We start from the raw sequence: 14,300 nt of genomic DNA, 5'->3' as shown, positions 1-14,300 counted from the left end.
ACAGGGTATGCGCTGGGTCTGACAACGGTCGAAACGGCGCAGATGCGACGGCTCGCGACCTCGCCGGCGACGAGCCGTGAAAGGCCGCTAACCGTCCTTCGGCATCCGCTGCCGGTACGCCTCGACGAGCCCCTCGCGGGAGTCGTCGAGGTACTCGCCGAGCAGCGTCTCGGCCGTGTCCCTGCGCCCCTCGCGCAGCACTTCCACGAGTTCGAGATTGCGTGCCAGGTACGGCTCGTGGAGGCGCTGCGGGTCGTCCACGACATGGAACGCCAGCCGCAGCTCGGCCAGGACACTGCGCATCAGTTCGTCGGTGCGCTCACTGCGTGCCAGGGCGACGAGTTCGCGGTGGAAGTGGATGTTGGCGGTCGAGACGCTCTTCCACTCACGCCGCTCGGCCCCCCGGTGCCCGTCGGCGACGGCCCCGGCGACCCGGTCGAGGGCGTACGGCGGGTCTCCCAGGGACCGTACGACGGCGCACTCGACCATGCGCCGCGTCCGGTAGATGTCCTCGACGTCGTCGACGCTCAGGACGCGCACGAAGACCCCGCGGTTCAGCCGGTGTTCGAGCAGCCGCTCGTGCGTGAGCAGCCGGAACGACTCACGGAGGGTGTTGCGCGACACCCCGAGGGCGCCTCCGATGCTGTCCTCCGACAGGCGTGTGCCGGGCGGGAAGAAACCTTCCGCGATCCGGTTCCGCAGGATGTCCGCGACGCGCTCCGCGGTGCTGGTGCGTCCCAGCAGCGCGCGGTCGTCCGCGAGGGCGTTGAGTTCGTCGATGGCCACGGCCGAATTCAAGCGCAGTTCCTGGAACGAGACAACGTTGGTATCGACGGATCGTTCAACGACACCTGCACGCGCCTCAGGACACAACCGCCTCCAGAGCTGCGAGCAGCCGCTCCACGTCCTCCGCGCTGCTGTACGGGGCGAGACCCACGCGGACACCGCCCGCGTCCCCGAGGCCGAGCCGCCGCGAGGCCTCCACCGCGTAGAAGGAACCGGCGGGGGCGTCGATGCCGTGGTCGGCCAGGTGCCGGGAGATCTCGGCCGGGCTCCGGCCCTCGACGGTGAACAGGAGGGTCGGGGTGCGCCGCTCGGCCCGCGAGTACTGGGTGATGCCCCCGAGGTCCGCGAGCCCTCGCTCCATGCGCCGCCGCAGCGCGTCCTCGTGCTCCTCAAGGGCCGCGAAGGAGGCGACGAGGCGTTCCCTGCGGCTGCCTCGCGCGCCCGCGCACAGGTCCGCGAGGAAGTCCACGGCGGCCCGCGTGCCCGCCAGCAACTCGTAGGGAAGGGTCCCGAGTTCGAAGCGCTCGGGTACGGCGTCGCTGGACGGCAGCAGCTTGTCGGGGCTCAGCGACTCGAGCAGCTCTGCGCGGCCGGTGAGCACGCCCAGGTGCGGGCCGAGGAACTTGTACGGCGAGCAGACCAGCGTGTCCGCGCCGAGGGCCGCCAGGTCGACCGCGGCATGCGAGGCGTAGTGCACCGCGTCCACGTGGAACAGCCCGCCCACTTCGTGGGTGAGGGCGGCCAGGGCCGGCAGGTCGGGACGCGTGCCTATCAGGTTGGACGCCGCGGTGACGGCCACCAGGCGGGTACGTTCCGAGAGCACGGCCTTGAGGTGCTCGGGCCGCAGCTCTCCCGTCTCCGGGTCGAAGTCGGCCCACCGTACGGTGGCGCCCGCCGCTTCGGCCGCCTGGATCCACGGGCGGATGTTGGAATCGTGGTCGAGGCGGGTGACGACCACCTCGTCTCCCGGCCTCCAGGTCTTGGCGAGCATCCGGGACAGGTCGTAGACGAGCTGTGTGGCGCTGCGCCCGAACACGACGGTCCCGGGGGTGGTGCCGAGCAGATCGGCCAGCGCGGCACGGGTCTCGACGACGATCCCGTCGGCACGGCGCTCGCCCTCCGTGATCCGCCCCCGGTTCGCCAGCGGTCCGGTCAGCGCGGCGGCGACGGCGTCGATGACCGGCGCGGGGGGCTGGGTGCCGCCCGGCGCGTCGAAGCGGGCCGTGCCGGACTTCAGGGCGGGGATCTGTGCCCGGATCGCGGCGATATCGAGGGCCATGACTCAACTCCTGTGGTGCGTAGGCGATGCGGGGCCCGCTCCCGGTCAGGCGCAGACCTCGCACGGCCGGCTCGTACCGGGAGCCGTTCCCGCGGCTCCCGTCACATGATCGCAAGCCAGGAGCGGTACCTCCAGACCCGAGACGGAGGCGAGCGCCGCCGCGACCCCGGCGGAGGCCCGCAGGTCGAGACGGGCGCCGGTGCCGCGCATGTCGTGCCGCACCTCGTCCGCGGCGAGCGCCAGGAGCTCGGGCAGCAGGTCGGCGCAGCGCCGCGCGACCCACCCTGTGCCCGCCGTGGCGAGCCACCACAGGCCGGCGGCCCGGGTCGGCGCGGGCCGCTCCGGCTCGACGCCGGGCGCCGGGCCGAGCGCCACCCCTGCGGCGGCGAGCACGTCGTGGAAGCGGGCGGCGAACTGGCGGTGCCCCCGCTCGCCCGGGTGCAGCCGGTCCGCGCTCCACAGGGCACGGTCGGCCGCCCAGGCGGCGTCGGCGGCGTGCAGATGGACGGCTCCGTGGCGCTGGGACAGCGCGTGGACCACGGAGTTGACGGCGCGCTGGCGGCGCGCGAGAGGGCGTGCCAGGACGCCGGGCAGGCCCAGCAGGGCGCCGGGGTCGGGCAGGCACGCGGTGAGCAGCACGGCGTCCTGTTCGGCGAACGCCCCGTACACGGTGTCCAGGTGGGCGGCGACAGCGTGGATGTCGAAGGTGGCGCGCAGGGTGTCGTTGACGCCGACCACGACGGACGCGACATCGGGAGCGAACGCCAGCGCGCTTGGCAGTTGTCGCAGGAGCACATCGGCGGACTGTGCCCCACTGGTCGCGAAGTTGCGGAATTCCACGGGTACTTCGGCGGGCGCCAGTCCTTCGGCGAGCAGCGCGGCCCAGCCCCGCCATCCGCCACCGACCGGATCGCCGACGCCCTCGGTGAGCGAGTCCCCCAGCGCGGCGAACCTGAGCGCCTTCATGCCGCATCCCGAAGCCGGACCCGGGCAGGCGCGTCGTGCGCCGCCAGGAAGGCGTCCACGGCGACGTCCCACCCGAAGCATTCGGCACGCGCGCGGGCTATTTCCCTACGCTGCCGTGTAGGCCGCCCGAGCACGTCCCGGACGGCTGCCGCGAACGCCGCACCGCTGTCCTCGGCCACAGCCCCTGCCCCGCCGACCACCTCCGGCAGTGCCGAGGACGCGCTGACGACGACCGGCGTGCCGCAGGCCAGCGCTTCGAGAGCGGCGAGCCCGAACGTCTCGGCTGGCCCCGGTGCCAGGCACACGTCGGCCGTGGCCTGAAGGGCCGCCAGCGCCGCCGGGTCGGCGACGTGCCCCAGGAAGGAGACCGGCAACTGCCGCGCCCGCGCGCGTTGTTCGAGCCGCGACCGCAAGGGCCCGTCCCCCGCCACGACGAGCCGGACGGGCACACCGGACCGGCGCAGCCGCGCCACCGCGTCGAGGCCGATGCCCGGCCGCTTCTCCACGGAGAGCCGGGTGCACATGAAGAGCAGAACCTCGTCCACGCGCGCGTAGCGCGCTCGAACATCCGGGTTCCGCTCCCCCGGCCGGCACCGCACGAGATCGACGCCGAGCGGCGCCCGCACCACGTTGCGCGCCCCGATCCGTACGAACTCGCGCTCGGCCCACTCCGTGGTGCACACCACGCGCGTGTAGGCGTGCGCCGTACGGACGTTGAGCACGTCGGCGGCCCGTCGCGCGGCACCATCGGGCAGACCCCACGTGCGCAGCACTCCATGGGCGGTCTCGTGGGACACCATCACGGCGGGCACGCGCGCGCGGCGCGCCCACGCACCGGTCCACCGCAGGGTCGTCCGGTCCGACACCTCGAGCCGGTCCGGGCGCAACCGCGCCAACAGCCGTCCCACGCGCTGCCGGTCGGTCAGGACGCGGTAGCCGCCGCTCGCCGGGAGCGGCGCCCCCGGCAGCGTGATGACGCGCCCTTGGGGCGTCTCCGTGTCCGAGAGCCGCTCCCCCGGCACGATCAGCACCGGGTCGTGTCCCGCCGCCAGATAGCCCGCGCCCAACTCTCGTAGCGCGGTCCGCAGCCCGCCGGAAGCGGGGGCGACGAAGTTCGCGATCCGCACGATCCGCAGTCGCCCGCTCATGCCGCCATCGCCCCCGTCCCCGCCGACCGCGCGTGCAGCACTTCCTCGTAGTGCTCGACCAGGAGGTCGCCCACGGCCTCCCAACTGCGCCCGGACACCGCGGCCCGTCCCGCGCTCCCGTATGCGGCGCGCAGCCCGGGATCGGCGGCGAGCGCCCAGACCGCGTCGCGCACCGCCTCCGCGTCACCCGGTGGTACGAGCAGCCCCGTCCTGCCGTGCTCGACGAGGTCGAGGGGCCCGCCGGCCGCCGGGGCGATCACCGGTACCCCGCTCGCCATGGCCTCCTGCACGGTCTGGCAGAACGTCTCGTGGGGCCCGGTGTGCGCGAACACGTCCAACGAGGCGAAGATCCGGGCGAGTTCGTCCCCGGTGCGCCGCCCCAGGAAGTGCGCGCCGGGCAGCGCGCCCCGCAGGGACGCCTCGCTCGGCCCGTCGCCCACCACCACGACCCGCACGCCGTCGAGGCCGCACACCCGCGCCAGGAGCTCCACGTTCTTCTCCGGCGCGAGCCGCCCCACGTATCCGACGAGCAGCTCCCCACGCGGCGCCAGGTCGGCACGGAGGAGCTCGCAGCGCCGCTCGGGCCGGAACCGTACGGCGTCGACCCCACGCGGCCACAGGCGCACCCGTGGCACCCCGTGCGCCTCCAGGTCGCGCTGTGCGGCGGTGGAGGGCGCCAGCGTGCGGTCGGCGGCGGCGTGCACGGTGCGGATCCGCCGCCAGGCCGCGGCCTCACCCGCCCCCACGTAGGTACGCGCGTAGCCCGCCAGATCGGTCTGGTAGACGGCCACGGCGGGCACGCGCAGCCGGGTCGCGGCCGCCATGCCGCGCATACCGAGCACGAACGGGCTGGCCAGATGGACGAGTTCGGCCCGGTGCGCGGCCACGGTCTGCGCGAGGCGGCGCCCCGGCAGCGCGACACGGACCTGCGGATAGCCGGGCAGCGGCAGGGACGGCACCCGGACGACCGGGCAGGGCGCGGCCGCGTCCGCCTCCGGTCCGGCGGGGGTGGCGGGGGCGACGACGAGGGGTTCGTGGCCGCGGGCGGCGAGGTGCCGCGCGGTCTGCAGGGCGCAGTGCGCCACACCGTTGATGTCGGGCGGGAAGGACTCGGTCACGATGACGACACGCATACGGGCTTTGTCGCCCCGCCGGACGTGCTCACGTCAAAGTGGATCTTTCCTGGCGGGGAACGGTCCGTGAGCGTTGACCGCCGCCGAAAACCGCAGGTGAACGAGGAGGAGGCGGCCCCTCACCGAAGGGCCACCTCCCGGAAATCAGCGCGTCACAGCGCCGTGGCGTCGGGACCGATCCTGCTGCGGACCGCAGTCTGCACCTCGTCCTCCTCGGCCGGATCGGCGGCGAGGCGGCGCAGTTGATCGACGACGCGGGCGTCGCCCGTCTCGGCGTGCCGCGCGGCGACCTCGCGGGTGCTCTCCTCGCAGTCCCACAGGCACTCGACGGCGAACCCGGCGGGGAAGGAGGGATCGGTGGCGGCGAGCGCGCGGGCGGCGCGCCCGCGCAGATGCGAGGAGGCCGTCTCGCGGTAGATGTGCCGCAGCACGGGGGCGGCGCAGACGATGCCGAGCCGCCCTGCCCCGTCGACGAGCGGCCAGAGGGTGGGGGCGTCGGGGCCGTCGCCGCGTACTGCCTCCCGTAGGGAGGCGAGGACGAATTCGCCGTCCTGTGCGCCGCCCCTGCACGCGAGCATGCGGCCCGCGGCGGCGCCGAGCGCGTCGGGCCGCGGCGCCCACTGCCGGGCGCGCTGCACGACGGCGACGCTGCGCATCCGCTCGAAGGCGTCCAGGGCGGCGTCCACGACCACGCGGGACGGTGCCTCGACGGCGGCCTCGATGAGATCGAGTACGACCGGGTCGTGCTGGTCGGCGAGGTAGCGAAGGGCGGTGCAGCGCGCCCCGTCGGTCCCGTCCTGCGCGGCCCGCACGATCTCGGCGTGGTCCTGCGGACCCGCCACGGCGGTCAGGCAGCGGGCGGCGGGCACGTACAGGACGGCGCCCCGCTCGAAGCCCTCCTGCGCCCAGTCGAAGACGGCCTGCACGCTCCACTCGGGGCGCGGGCCAGACGGCCGCATCTGCCGCTGCCAGCGGTCGAAGGAGCCGGCCTCCTGGGCGGCACGCACGCGTGCCCCCACATGCGGGCGCGGATCCTCGGCCCACAGGCGCCAGGGCCGCGGCTCGAAGGCGTCGCGCACGGCGACGGCGAGCTCGGACTCCGCGCCGGCCGGGAAGCGGGCGAGGACCGGCTCGGCGAGCGCGCGCAGGCCCGCGTCGTCGTCGCGCAGGGCCAGCTCGTCGAGCGCCCAGGCCCAGTTGCCGCCCACGGCGGCGTACCTGCGCAGCAGCTCCAGGGCGTCCCGCCTGTCGTAGGAGGCGAGGTGGCCGAGGACCGCGAGCGCGAGGCCCGTGCGCGACTCCTCGGTGTCGAGGAGGTCCTCGGGGTCGAAGAGATGCCGCTCGATCTCGTCGAGCTCGCCATGGAGGTCGACGTAGAGCCGGGCGTAGTACAGCGAGCGGTTCTCCACCTGCCAGTCGTGGCGGGGATCGCTCAGCACACAGTGATTGAGAGCCGCGAGCGCCTCGGCACGAGGCGCCGTCAGCGCGTGCAGCGTGCCGTCGCCGCGGCCCCGCTGCAGCAGGCCGAGCAGCGTACCGCTGGGCGCTATGACCGGTTCGAACATGGGAAACAGCCTCACATCAAGCGTCGACGCAACCGGGATGCTCACCTACCTGGCCACGCGACAACACGTCGGAGCGCCCGCCGTCTCTTGCTTGCTGCTACCCATTTCTCTGCCTCTCGTCCAAGGCCCGGAACCGGGCCGTTCACGGCCCGCTCTGCACGTGGGCACCACCTGCCCCGGCCTCGCGTCCGTAAATCACGCCGTCATCATGACCCAGCGGCGGAGCACACCGCGACCACATTTACCGCACCCCCGTTTTGCCTGGTCAGAACCGATGTGTCAGGAGGTGCCGAAGAGGTCGACGAGCTCCGTCTTGCCGAACATCCGGGCCGTGTCGACCGCCGAAGGGGTCCCGGCGGCCGGATCGGCGCCTCCGTCGAGCAGCGCCCTGATCACGTCGTCGGCGCCCTTGAAGACGGCGCCCGCGAGCGGGGTCTGACCCTTGTCATTGGCACGGTTCGCGTCGGCGCCGCGCTCCAGGAGGGCGCGCACCGCCTCGGCGTGCCCGTGGTAGGCGGCGAGCATGACGAGCGTGTCGCCTCGGTCGTTCGTGAGGTTCGCCGGCACCCCGGCGTCCACGTAGCCCACGAGAGCCTCCGTCTCGCCGCGTCGCGCGAGGTCGAAGATCTTGGTGGCCAGCTCCACGACCTCCGGGTCGGGGGCTTCGCTCATCGGGCGGACCGCCTTTCTCATGCGTGCCGGTACGGCAGTGCAGCCGTACGAGTGAATCGACAGGGTACTGCCCGGTCCGGCACATGACCCGACACCACCGAGGCAAAGATCACGAAGAGTGCGGACGACCGTCCGGCAGCACGCTCGAGCGGCTCAGCGACAGCCGGTCAATTGGGTGAAAGCTACGAATTTCCACCCATTTGCACCTTTTGTCGTATAGATACATGCTGTGAGCCTGGAAGAACTCATGGTGACTGTCCCCATCAACCAGGAGAACCCTCATGATCCTGTCCATCTCGGGCGTCGTGCTGCTCGGCATCATCGTCTTCTTGTTCTTCCGCAAGGACGGCCTGAAGGCCTCGCACGCACTGGTCTGCGCCCTCTTCGGCTTCTACTTGGCGGGCACGGCCATCGCCCCGAGCATCAAGGCGGGCGGCCAGAGCCTCGCCAGCCTGCTCGGCGGGATCAAGTTCTGACGGACCACTCACCCGCACACACCTTCAGGAGAACGACGTGGCCAGGCGCCCACTCCCCCGCATTCTGAGCAACGGCAGCGCCACGATCGCCCGGAGCCGGGACATGGCTCGGACGGCCGCCGACGGTGCCACCGACGTACTCCACCCCCTCATCACGATCAGCCGTGGCCTGCGCCGCCTGGCCGGTGCCGGGCGGCACAAGTGGGTGGACACCCCCAAGGAGCGGCGCGGACCGCTGCTCTTCCTGGTGGCCGCCCTCGTCCTGGTCGTGGTGTTCATTCCGTACGGTCCGCTGCTGGCGCTCATCACCCTGATGGCAGCGGCCGCATGGAAGGGACGCGATCCGAAGCCGCCGGAACAGACCGGCCCCGACGATTCGCAGGTACAGCGCCTCTCCTCGCTCTACGAGGCGCTCGTACCGTACTTCTCCGTGGCCGACGACCCGAGCCCGCTGTACGCGCACGGGGGCGACTGGGAGAAGGCCTTCGAGACGTTCGACTTCGACGGCGACGGCCGTGTCGACCGGATCGACATCCGCTACCCCGCGTACTTCACGGACGGGGAGGCGGCGTCGCGGGCCCGGATCGAGCAGCTGCTGCACGCCAAGCTCGGCCGGGGCCGCGAGTACCACTTCGCGTGGGACGAGGAGGGCAACCACCTGACGGTGAACGTGCTCGACCCGCTGGCCACGGACATCGCCGCCCAACCCTTCGTGACCTCGCCCGGTGAGACCGTGCTCGGCTTCACCGACGCGACCGGCGTCCAGCGCACGCTGCCCGTGATGGCGGGCGAGGAGGAGCGGGACGTGCCGCCCGTCGTGTGGCGCACCGGCGTCCGCTCCACCGAGCCGCACCTGCTGGTCGCGGGCCAGCCGGGCAGCGGCACGACGTCCCTGCTGCGTTCCGTGGCGCTGCAGGCGCTGCGCCACGGTGACGTGCTGATCGTCGAGGGCGGCGGGACGGGCGACTACGCGTGTCTGGTCGGCCGCTCCGGAGTGCTCGCCGTGGAGTGCGGGCTCGCCGGCGCCCTGACCAGCCTCGAATGGGCCGCACACGAGACGGAGCGGCGGCTGATCGCCGCGAACCGGGCGCGACAGGCCGGGCACCCCACCCCGGACGACATCAAGCGCCCGCTGTGGATCCTGCTGGACCGCCCCAGCGCCCTCGGCCACCTAGCCGCCGCGGACGGCCGCAAGGACCCGCAGACGCTCCTCCAGGTGCCCCTCAGGCACGGCCGCGCGGCCGGCGTGACGGTCGTCGTGGCCGAACAGTTCGACAGCCTCGACGCCCTGATCGACCCGGTCCGGCAGCACACCCGCGCGCGCGTGGTGCTCGGCCCGGCCGCTCCGGAGGAACTGCGGGACGTGCTCGGGACCGTGCCGCAGACGACACCCACCGCCGACATCCCGGCGGGCCGCGGCTACGCCCGCCTGGGCACCGGTCCCGTCCATCGCCTCCAGGTCCCCGCCACCCCGGACCCGTACGACGACGCGACGAGCGAAGCCCACCGGCAGGCGGTCATCGCGCTGCTGCCGGAGCGCAGCACGCCGGCGGACGCGGCCATGGAGACCCCGGTCGAAGCGGTGCCGGACGAGGCAGAGGCGCTGGCCGAGCGCTGAGAGCCGGGCGCTGCGCACAGGAAGCAGCGCTCTCCATCCGGAGCAGCAGTCGGCTACGCGATCAGGGTGCGCGGTACGTCCCCGCCCGCACCCTGGCCGTCCCGGACCAGTTGCGCCGCCGCCGCGAGCCGTGCCGCCGCCTCGTCGGCCACGGCGCCGCCCACGGTGAACGGCAGCCGTACGTACCCCTCGAAGGCCCCGTCGACGCCGAAGCGGGGCCCTGAGGGGACACGCACCCCGACCCGCTCGCCGAGTTCGGCCAGGCGCGAGCCCGACAGGCCGCCGGCCTTGACCCACAGGGTGAGGCCCCCGTCCGGCACGTCGAACTCCCAGTCGGGCAGCTCCCGCCGCACGGCGGCAACCAGCGCGTCACGGTTCCCGCGCGCCTGTGCGCGCCGCAGCGCGACGGCCTCTTCCCAACCCCCGGTGTTCAGCAGCCAGTTCACCGCCAGTTGCTCCAGGACCGGGGTGCCGAGGTCCGCGTACGCGCGCGCGGCGACCAGGCTGCGGATGACGTCGGGCGCGGCCCGCACCCAGCCGATGCGCATGCCCGCCCAGAACGCCTTGCTGGCCGAGCCGACCGTGACCACCGTGGAGCCCGCGGGGTCGAACGCGCAGACCCGGCGCGGCATCGCCGCACTCCGGCCGTCCCCGCCGTCCCCGTCGAAGTGCAGCTCGGTCATGGTCTCGTCGACCACCAGCACCGTGCCCGCCGCGCGCGCGGAGTCGACCAGCGAGCGGCGCTGCTCCTCGTCGGCGAGCGCACCCGTCGGATTGTGGAAATCGGCGACTACATAGGCGAGCCGCGGCGCCGCCTCGCGCAGCACCTGGCGCCAGCGGTCGAGGTCCCACCCCTGGAGCCCGTCGGCCATGGCGACGGGCACGAGCCTGAGACCCGCCTCGCGCATCAGCTGAAGGATGTTCGCGTACGAGGGTGATTCCACGGCCACGCGTTCGCCGCGGCCCGCGAAGAGGTGGCAGATCGCGTCGATGGCGCCCATCGCGCCGGTCGTGACCATGATCTGTTCGGGCATGGTCGGGATGCCGTGCGCGGTGTACCGCTCGGCGATCATGGTGCGCAGCGCGGGCAGCCCCGCCGGGTAGTCGCCGTGCGTGTGGGCGTACGGCGGCAGTTCCTCCAGGGCGCCCTGGACGGCGCGGGTCAGCCACGGTTCGGGGGCGGGAAGGGCCGCAGTGCCGAGGTCGATCATGGAGCCGAGGGCCTCGGGCGGCAGGGGTTCAAGGCCGCGCGCGGGGAGCGGGTTCCCGGCGGGTACGGCGGTCCAACTGCCCGCTCCCCTGCGGGACTCCAGGAACCCTTCGCCGCGCAGCGCCTCGTAGGCGGCCGCGACCGTGGTGCGGCTCACCGAGAGTGCCTGGGCGAGTTCGCGCTCGGCAGGAAGCCGCGTGGCCACCGGGACGCGCCCCTCCAGGACGAGGAGGCGGATGCCGTCGGCGAGGGAGCGGTAGGCGGGCGGGCGGCGCGTGCCGGGGCCCGCGGGGCGCGGCTGCTGCGAGGTGAGCAGCCGGGCGAGCTGGGTCGAGCCGATCGCCGAAGTCCACTGGGCCATGCGAGCCAGTCCACCTTCCTCGAATTGGCCATGGTTGGCATCCGATTCCACGCCACAGAGTGTCATGCGTCAGGCCACTACCACCACAGAGGGGCTCACCTTGTCCGCGTCACCGTCCGTTCCATCGCCCGGCGGCCCGCTCGCCCGCCGCCTCGTGCAGCTCTACGTAGGTCTCGCGCTGTACGGAGCGAGTTCGGCGCTCCTCGTGGAGGCGGGACTGGGCCTGGAGCCGTGGGGCGTGCTGCATCAGGGGCTCGCCGAGCTGACGGGCATCTCCATGGGCGTCGTGTCGATCATCGTGGGCGCCGTCGTGCTGCTCCTGTGGATCCCGCTGCGGCAGCGCCCCGGCCTCGGCACCGTCTCGAACGTGTTCGTGGTGGGCCTCGCGATCGACGGCACGCTCGCGGTCGTCCCGGACGCGCACTCCTACGGGGTGCGCATCCCGTTGATGCTGGCGGGCATCGTGCTCAACGGAGCCGCGACCGGCCTCTACATCGCGGCGAGGTTCGGTCCAGGACCGCGCGACGGCCTGATGACCGGACTGCACCAGCGCACCGGCCGCTCGATCCGCCTGATGCGCACGGTCGTCGAGATCGCCGTCGTGGCGAGCGGCTTCCTGCTCGGCGGCACGATCGGCGTCGGCACGGTTCTGTACGCCCTGGCGATCGGCCCGCTGGCGCAGTTCTTCCTGCGCGTCTTCGCCGTCCCCGCGTCGCCCTCCGGCCCCACCGCGGTCGCCGAGGGCACACCTGGGCGGGCCATACTGCGACGGTGACCTCGCGCGTACGCCATCCCTACCTCGACCACCCGGGTCCGCTCGCGCTCGCCCACCGGGGCGGGGCGGCGGACGGCCTGGAGAACACCGTCGCCGCGTTCCGCCGTGCCGTGGACCTCGGCTACCGGTACATCGAGACCGATGTGCACGCGACGTCCGACGGCCGCCTCGTCGCCTTCCACGACAGCACGCTGGACCGGGTCACGGACGGCGCCGGCCGGATCGCGGACCTTCCATGGCGGGACGTACAGCAGGCGCGCGTGGCGGGCACCGAACCGGTGCCGCTCTTCGAGGAGTTGCTGGAGTCGTTCCCGGACGTGCGCTGGAACGTCGACGTCAAGGCGGAACCCGCACTCGTCCCCCTCCTGGACCTGCTGCGCCGCACGCGCGCGTGGGACCGCGTCTGTGTCGGCTCCTTCTCCGAGGCGCGCGTCGCCCGCGCGCAGGCGCTCGCGGGCCCCCGCCTCGCCACGTCGTACGGCACCAAGGGCGTGCTGGGCCTGCGCCTTCGCTCCTACGGGATACCGGCGGCGCTGCGCCGCTCCGCGGTCTGCGCCCAGGTGCCGGTGACGCACGGCCGGATCCCGGTGGTCGACGACCGCTTCGTGCGGGCCGCCCACGCGCGCGGGCTGCAGGTCCACGTGTGGACGGTGAACGACGGGAAGGAGATGCGGCGGCTTCTCGACCTGGGGGTCGATGGCATAGTTTCCGATCACATCGAGACGCTGCGGGACGTCCTCAAGGACCGGGGGGCGTGGGTCTGACCGCCACCCCGCGGCGCCGGACGACGGGGACGGCAAGGGGACACGGGTGGGGACCGAGATCGCGCGGGAGACGGCGCAGGGGGCGTCCGCGCCCGCCGAACGCAAGCGCGAGCAGCGCGGCTGGTACTTCTACGACTGGGCGTGCTCGGTCTATTCGACCAGTGTCCTGACGGTGTTCCTGGGGCCGTATCTGACCTCGATCGCGAAGGCCGCGGCGGACGCGGACGGCTTCGTGCACCCCTTGGGCATCCCGGTCCGCGCGGGCTCGTTCTTCGCGTACTCGGTCTCCCTGTCGGTGATCCTCTCGATCTTCGTGATGCCCCTCGCGGGCGCGGCCGCGGACCGAACGGGCCGCAAGAAGCCGCTGCTCGCGCTCTGCGCCTACATAGGCGCGGCGGCGACGGCCGGGATGTTCTTCCTGGACGGAGACCGCTATCTGCTGGGCGGCCTGCTCCTCGTGGTCGCGAATTCCTCGCTCGCCGTCTCGATGGTGCTCTACAACTCGTACCTGCCGCAGATCGCGCCCCCGGAGGAGCGCGACGCGGTGTCCTCGCGCGGCTGGGCCTTCGGTTACGCCTCGGGAGCCCTCGTCCTGCTGGCGAACCTGGTGCTGTACACGGCCCACGACACCTTCGGTGTCTCCGAGTCGACGGCGGTACGCATCTGCCTGGCGTCGGCGGGCGTCTGGTGGGGCGCGTTCACCGTGGTGCCGCTACGCCGCCTGCGCGACCGGCGCACGCGACCCACGCCGGGTGGTACGGCATCCGGCCCACGCCAGCTGCTGGCCACCCTTAAGGACATGCGCCGCCACCCGCTGACGCTCTCCTTCCTCCTCGCCTACCTGGTCTACAACGACGGCGTGCAGACGGTGATCTCCCAGGCCTCCGTGTACGGCTCCGAGGAGCTCGGACTCGGCCAGTCGACGCTCATCGTGGCGGTGCTCCTCGTGCAGCTCCTGGCGGTGGCCGGGGCGCTCGCGATGGGCCGGCTCGCCCGTACGTACGGCGCCAAGCGCACGATCCTCGGCTCCCTCGTGGCATGGACGGTAACGATCGGGGCCGGCTACTTCCTGCCCGCGGGGGCGCCGACGTGGTTCTTCGTGCTCGCCGCCGGCATCGGGCTCGTCCTGGGCGGCACCCAGGCGCTGTCCCGCTCGCTGTTCTCGCACCTCGTACCGGCCGGCAAGGAGGCCGAGTACTTCTCCGCGTACGAGATGAGCGACCGGGGGATGAGCTGGGTGGGGCCCCTGGTGTTCGGGCTCGCGTACCAGCTGACCGGGAGTTATCGCGACGCGATCGTGTCCCTTGTCGCCTTCTTCGTGATCGGTTTTGTCCTGCTCGCGAGAGTTCCGGTCCATCGGGCGGTGCGCGACGCGGGCAATTCCGTACCGGCCCGGATTTAGCACCTGAAGGCAAATCCCGGTAGTGTACGCGGTTGGCCTGCCAGGCGTACCGTTACTGCACGTCTAGATCGCGAAACGCCAGGTGACATCCTGCGTGAGATGTGACAAACCGGTCACCGGTGGGTACAACAAGGGGCGGCTACGA

At 72.9% G+C, this 14,300-nt stretch carries 13 protein-coding genes; 5 read left to right on the top strand and 8 right to left on the bottom strand.

Annotated elements, in window-relative coordinates; genetic code table 11:
- Positions 1-87: 87 nt before the first annotated feature.
- From ACP4E5_RS36485 to ACP4E5_RS36455, 7 genes are all read right to left on the bottom strand, one after another.
- Positions 88-798, bottom strand: coding sequence for a GntR family transcriptional regulator (locus ACP4E5_RS36485; RefSeq protein ID WP_425836367.1), 711 nt, complete (start codon positions 796-798; stop codon positions 88-90).
- A gap of 64 nt (positions 799-862) precedes the next feature.
- Complete coding sequence (locus ACP4E5_RS36480) at positions 863-2,065, bottom strand: cysteine desulfurase-like protein (RefSeq protein WP_425836364.1); 1,203 nt, start codon at positions 2,063-2,065, stop codon at positions 863-865.
- Between the two features lie 45 nt (positions 2,066-2,110).
- Positions 2,111-3,031, bottom strand: a complete 921-nt coding sequence (locus ACP4E5_RS36475) for an SGNH/GDSL hydrolase family protein (protein ID WP_425836362.1) — start codon at positions 3,029-3,031, stop codon at positions 2,111-2,113.
- The gene (locus tag ACP4E5_RS36470) at positions 3,028-4,179 is read right to left on the bottom strand and encodes a glycosyltransferase (protein WP_425836359.1); all 1,152 of its coding nucleotides are present in this window, start codon (positions 4,177-4,179) and stop codon (positions 3,028-3,030) included. Before ACP4E5_RS36470 ends, ACP4E5_RS36475 begins: the two co-directional genes overlap by 4 nt.
- Positions 4,176-5,312 (bottom strand): glycosyltransferase family 4 protein, encoded by a 1,137-nt coding sequence (locus ACP4E5_RS36465; protein ID WP_425836356.1) that lies wholly within the window; start codon positions 5,310-5,312, stop codon positions 4,176-4,178. Before ACP4E5_RS36465 ends, ACP4E5_RS36470 begins: the two co-directional genes overlap by 4 nt.
- Positions 5,313-5,464: 152 nt before the next feature.
- Entirely contained in the window at positions 5,465-6,877 is a 1,413-nt protein-coding gene (locus tag ACP4E5_RS36460; RefSeq protein ID WP_425836353.1) for a HEAT repeat domain-containing protein, read from the bottom strand.
- A gap of 279 nt (positions 6,878-7,156) precedes the next feature.
- Positions 7,157-7,549 carry an ankyrin repeat domain-containing protein gene (locus ACP4E5_RS36455; protein ID WP_425836351.1) on the bottom strand — a complete coding sequence of 131 codons (393 nt, stop codon included), beginning with the start codon at positions 7,547-7,549 and terminating at the stop codon, positions 7,157-7,159.
- A gap of 281 nt (positions 7,550-7,830) precedes the next feature.
- On the opposite strand from ACP4E5_RS36455, the gene ACP4E5_RS36450 reads away from it, so the two are divergent.
- Together ACP4E5_RS36450 and ACP4E5_RS36445 are read left to right on the top strand one after the other, a co-directional pair.
- Positions 7,831-8,025, top strand: coding sequence for a hypothetical protein (locus tag ACP4E5_RS36450; RefSeq protein WP_266598445.1), 195 nt, complete (start codon positions 7,831-7,833; stop codon positions 8,023-8,025).
- A 37-nt stretch (positions 8,026-8,062) separates the two neighbouring features.
- Positions 8,063-9,643, top strand: coding sequence for a hypothetical protein (locus ACP4E5_RS36445; protein WP_425836348.1), 1,581 nt, complete (start codon positions 8,063-8,065; stop codon positions 9,641-9,643).
- A 53-nt stretch (positions 9,644-9,696) separates the two neighbouring features.
- On the opposite strand, the gene ACP4E5_RS36440 is transcribed toward ACP4E5_RS36445, so the two are convergent.
- Complete coding sequence (locus tag ACP4E5_RS36440) at positions 9,697-11,214, bottom strand: SCO1417 family PLP biosynthesis transcription factor (protein WP_425836346.1); 1,518 nt, start codon at positions 11,212-11,214, stop codon at positions 9,697-9,699.
- 64 nt (positions 11,215-11,278) lie between these two features.
- On the opposite strand from ACP4E5_RS36440, the gene yczE reads away from it, so the two are divergent.
- From yczE to ACP4E5_RS36425, 3 genes are read left to right on the top strand one after another with little or no spacing between them, the layout of a single operon-like run.
- On the top strand, positions 11,279-11,989 hold the full coding sequence (gene yczE, locus ACP4E5_RS36435; protein ID WP_425836343.1) for a membrane protein YczE: 711 nt from the start codon (positions 11,279-11,281) through the stop codon (positions 11,987-11,989).
- Entirely contained in the window at positions 11,986-12,753 is a 768-nt protein-coding gene (locus ACP4E5_RS36430) for a glycerophosphodiester phosphodiesterase family protein (protein ID WP_425836340.1), read from the top strand. The genes yczE and ACP4E5_RS36430 overlap by 4 nt, the downstream gene beginning before the upstream one ends.
- 46 nt (positions 12,754-12,799) lie before the next feature.
- Positions 12,800-14,155, top strand: a complete 1,356-nt coding sequence (locus ACP4E5_RS36425; RefSeq protein ID WP_425836337.1) for an MFS transporter — start codon at positions 12,800-12,802, stop codon at positions 14,153-14,155.
- The last annotated feature ends 145 nt before the right edge of the window (positions 14,156-14,300 follow it).

It is taken from the genome of Streptomyces fractus (assembly GCF_049844455.1).
In the GTDB taxonomy this organism is placed as follows: domain Bacteria; phylum Actinomycetota; class Actinomycetes; order Streptomycetales; family Streptomycetaceae; genus Streptomyces; species Streptomyces fractus.
This window is presented reverse-complemented; position numbering and strand designations above follow the sequence as displayed.

Excerpts from the sequence above, each read along its gene's own strand:
- ACP4E5_RS36480 (WP_425836364.1), bottom strand. The coding sequence starts at position 2,065 with ATGGCCCTCGATATCGCCGCGATCCGGGCACAGATCCCCGCCCTGAAG.
- ACP4E5_RS36475 (WP_425836362.1), bottom strand. The coding sequence starts at position 3,031 with ATGAAGGCGCTCAGGTTCGCCGCGCTGGGGGACTCGCTCACCGAGGGC.
- ACP4E5_RS36470 (WP_425836359.1), bottom strand. The coding sequence starts at position 4,179 with ATGAGCGGGCGACTGCGGATCGTGCGGATCGCGAACTTCGTCGCCCCC.
- ACP4E5_RS36465 (WP_425836356.1), bottom strand. The coding sequence starts at position 5,312 with ATGCGTGTCGTCATCGTGACCGAGTCCTTCCCGCCCGACATCAACGGT.
- ACP4E5_RS36460 (WP_425836353.1), bottom strand. The coding sequence starts at position 6,877 with ATGTTCGAACCGGTCATAGCGCCCAGCGGTACGCTGCTCGGCCTGCTG.
- ACP4E5_RS36455 (WP_425836351.1), bottom strand. The coding sequence starts at position 7,549 with ATGAGCGAAGCCCCCGACCCGGAGGTCGTGGAGCTGGCCACCAAGATC.
- ACP4E5_RS36450 (WP_266598445.1), top strand. The coding sequence starts at position 7,831 with ATGATCCTGTCCATCTCGGGCGTCGTGCTGCTCGGCATCATCGTCTTC.
- ACP4E5_RS36440 (WP_425836346.1), bottom strand. The coding sequence starts at position 11,214 with ATGGCCCAGTGGACTTCGGCGATCGGCTCGACCCAGCTCGCCCGGCTG.
- yczE (WP_425836343.1), top strand. The coding sequence starts at position 11,279 with ATGCGTCAGGCCACTACCACCACAGAGGGGCTCACCTTGTCCGCGTCA.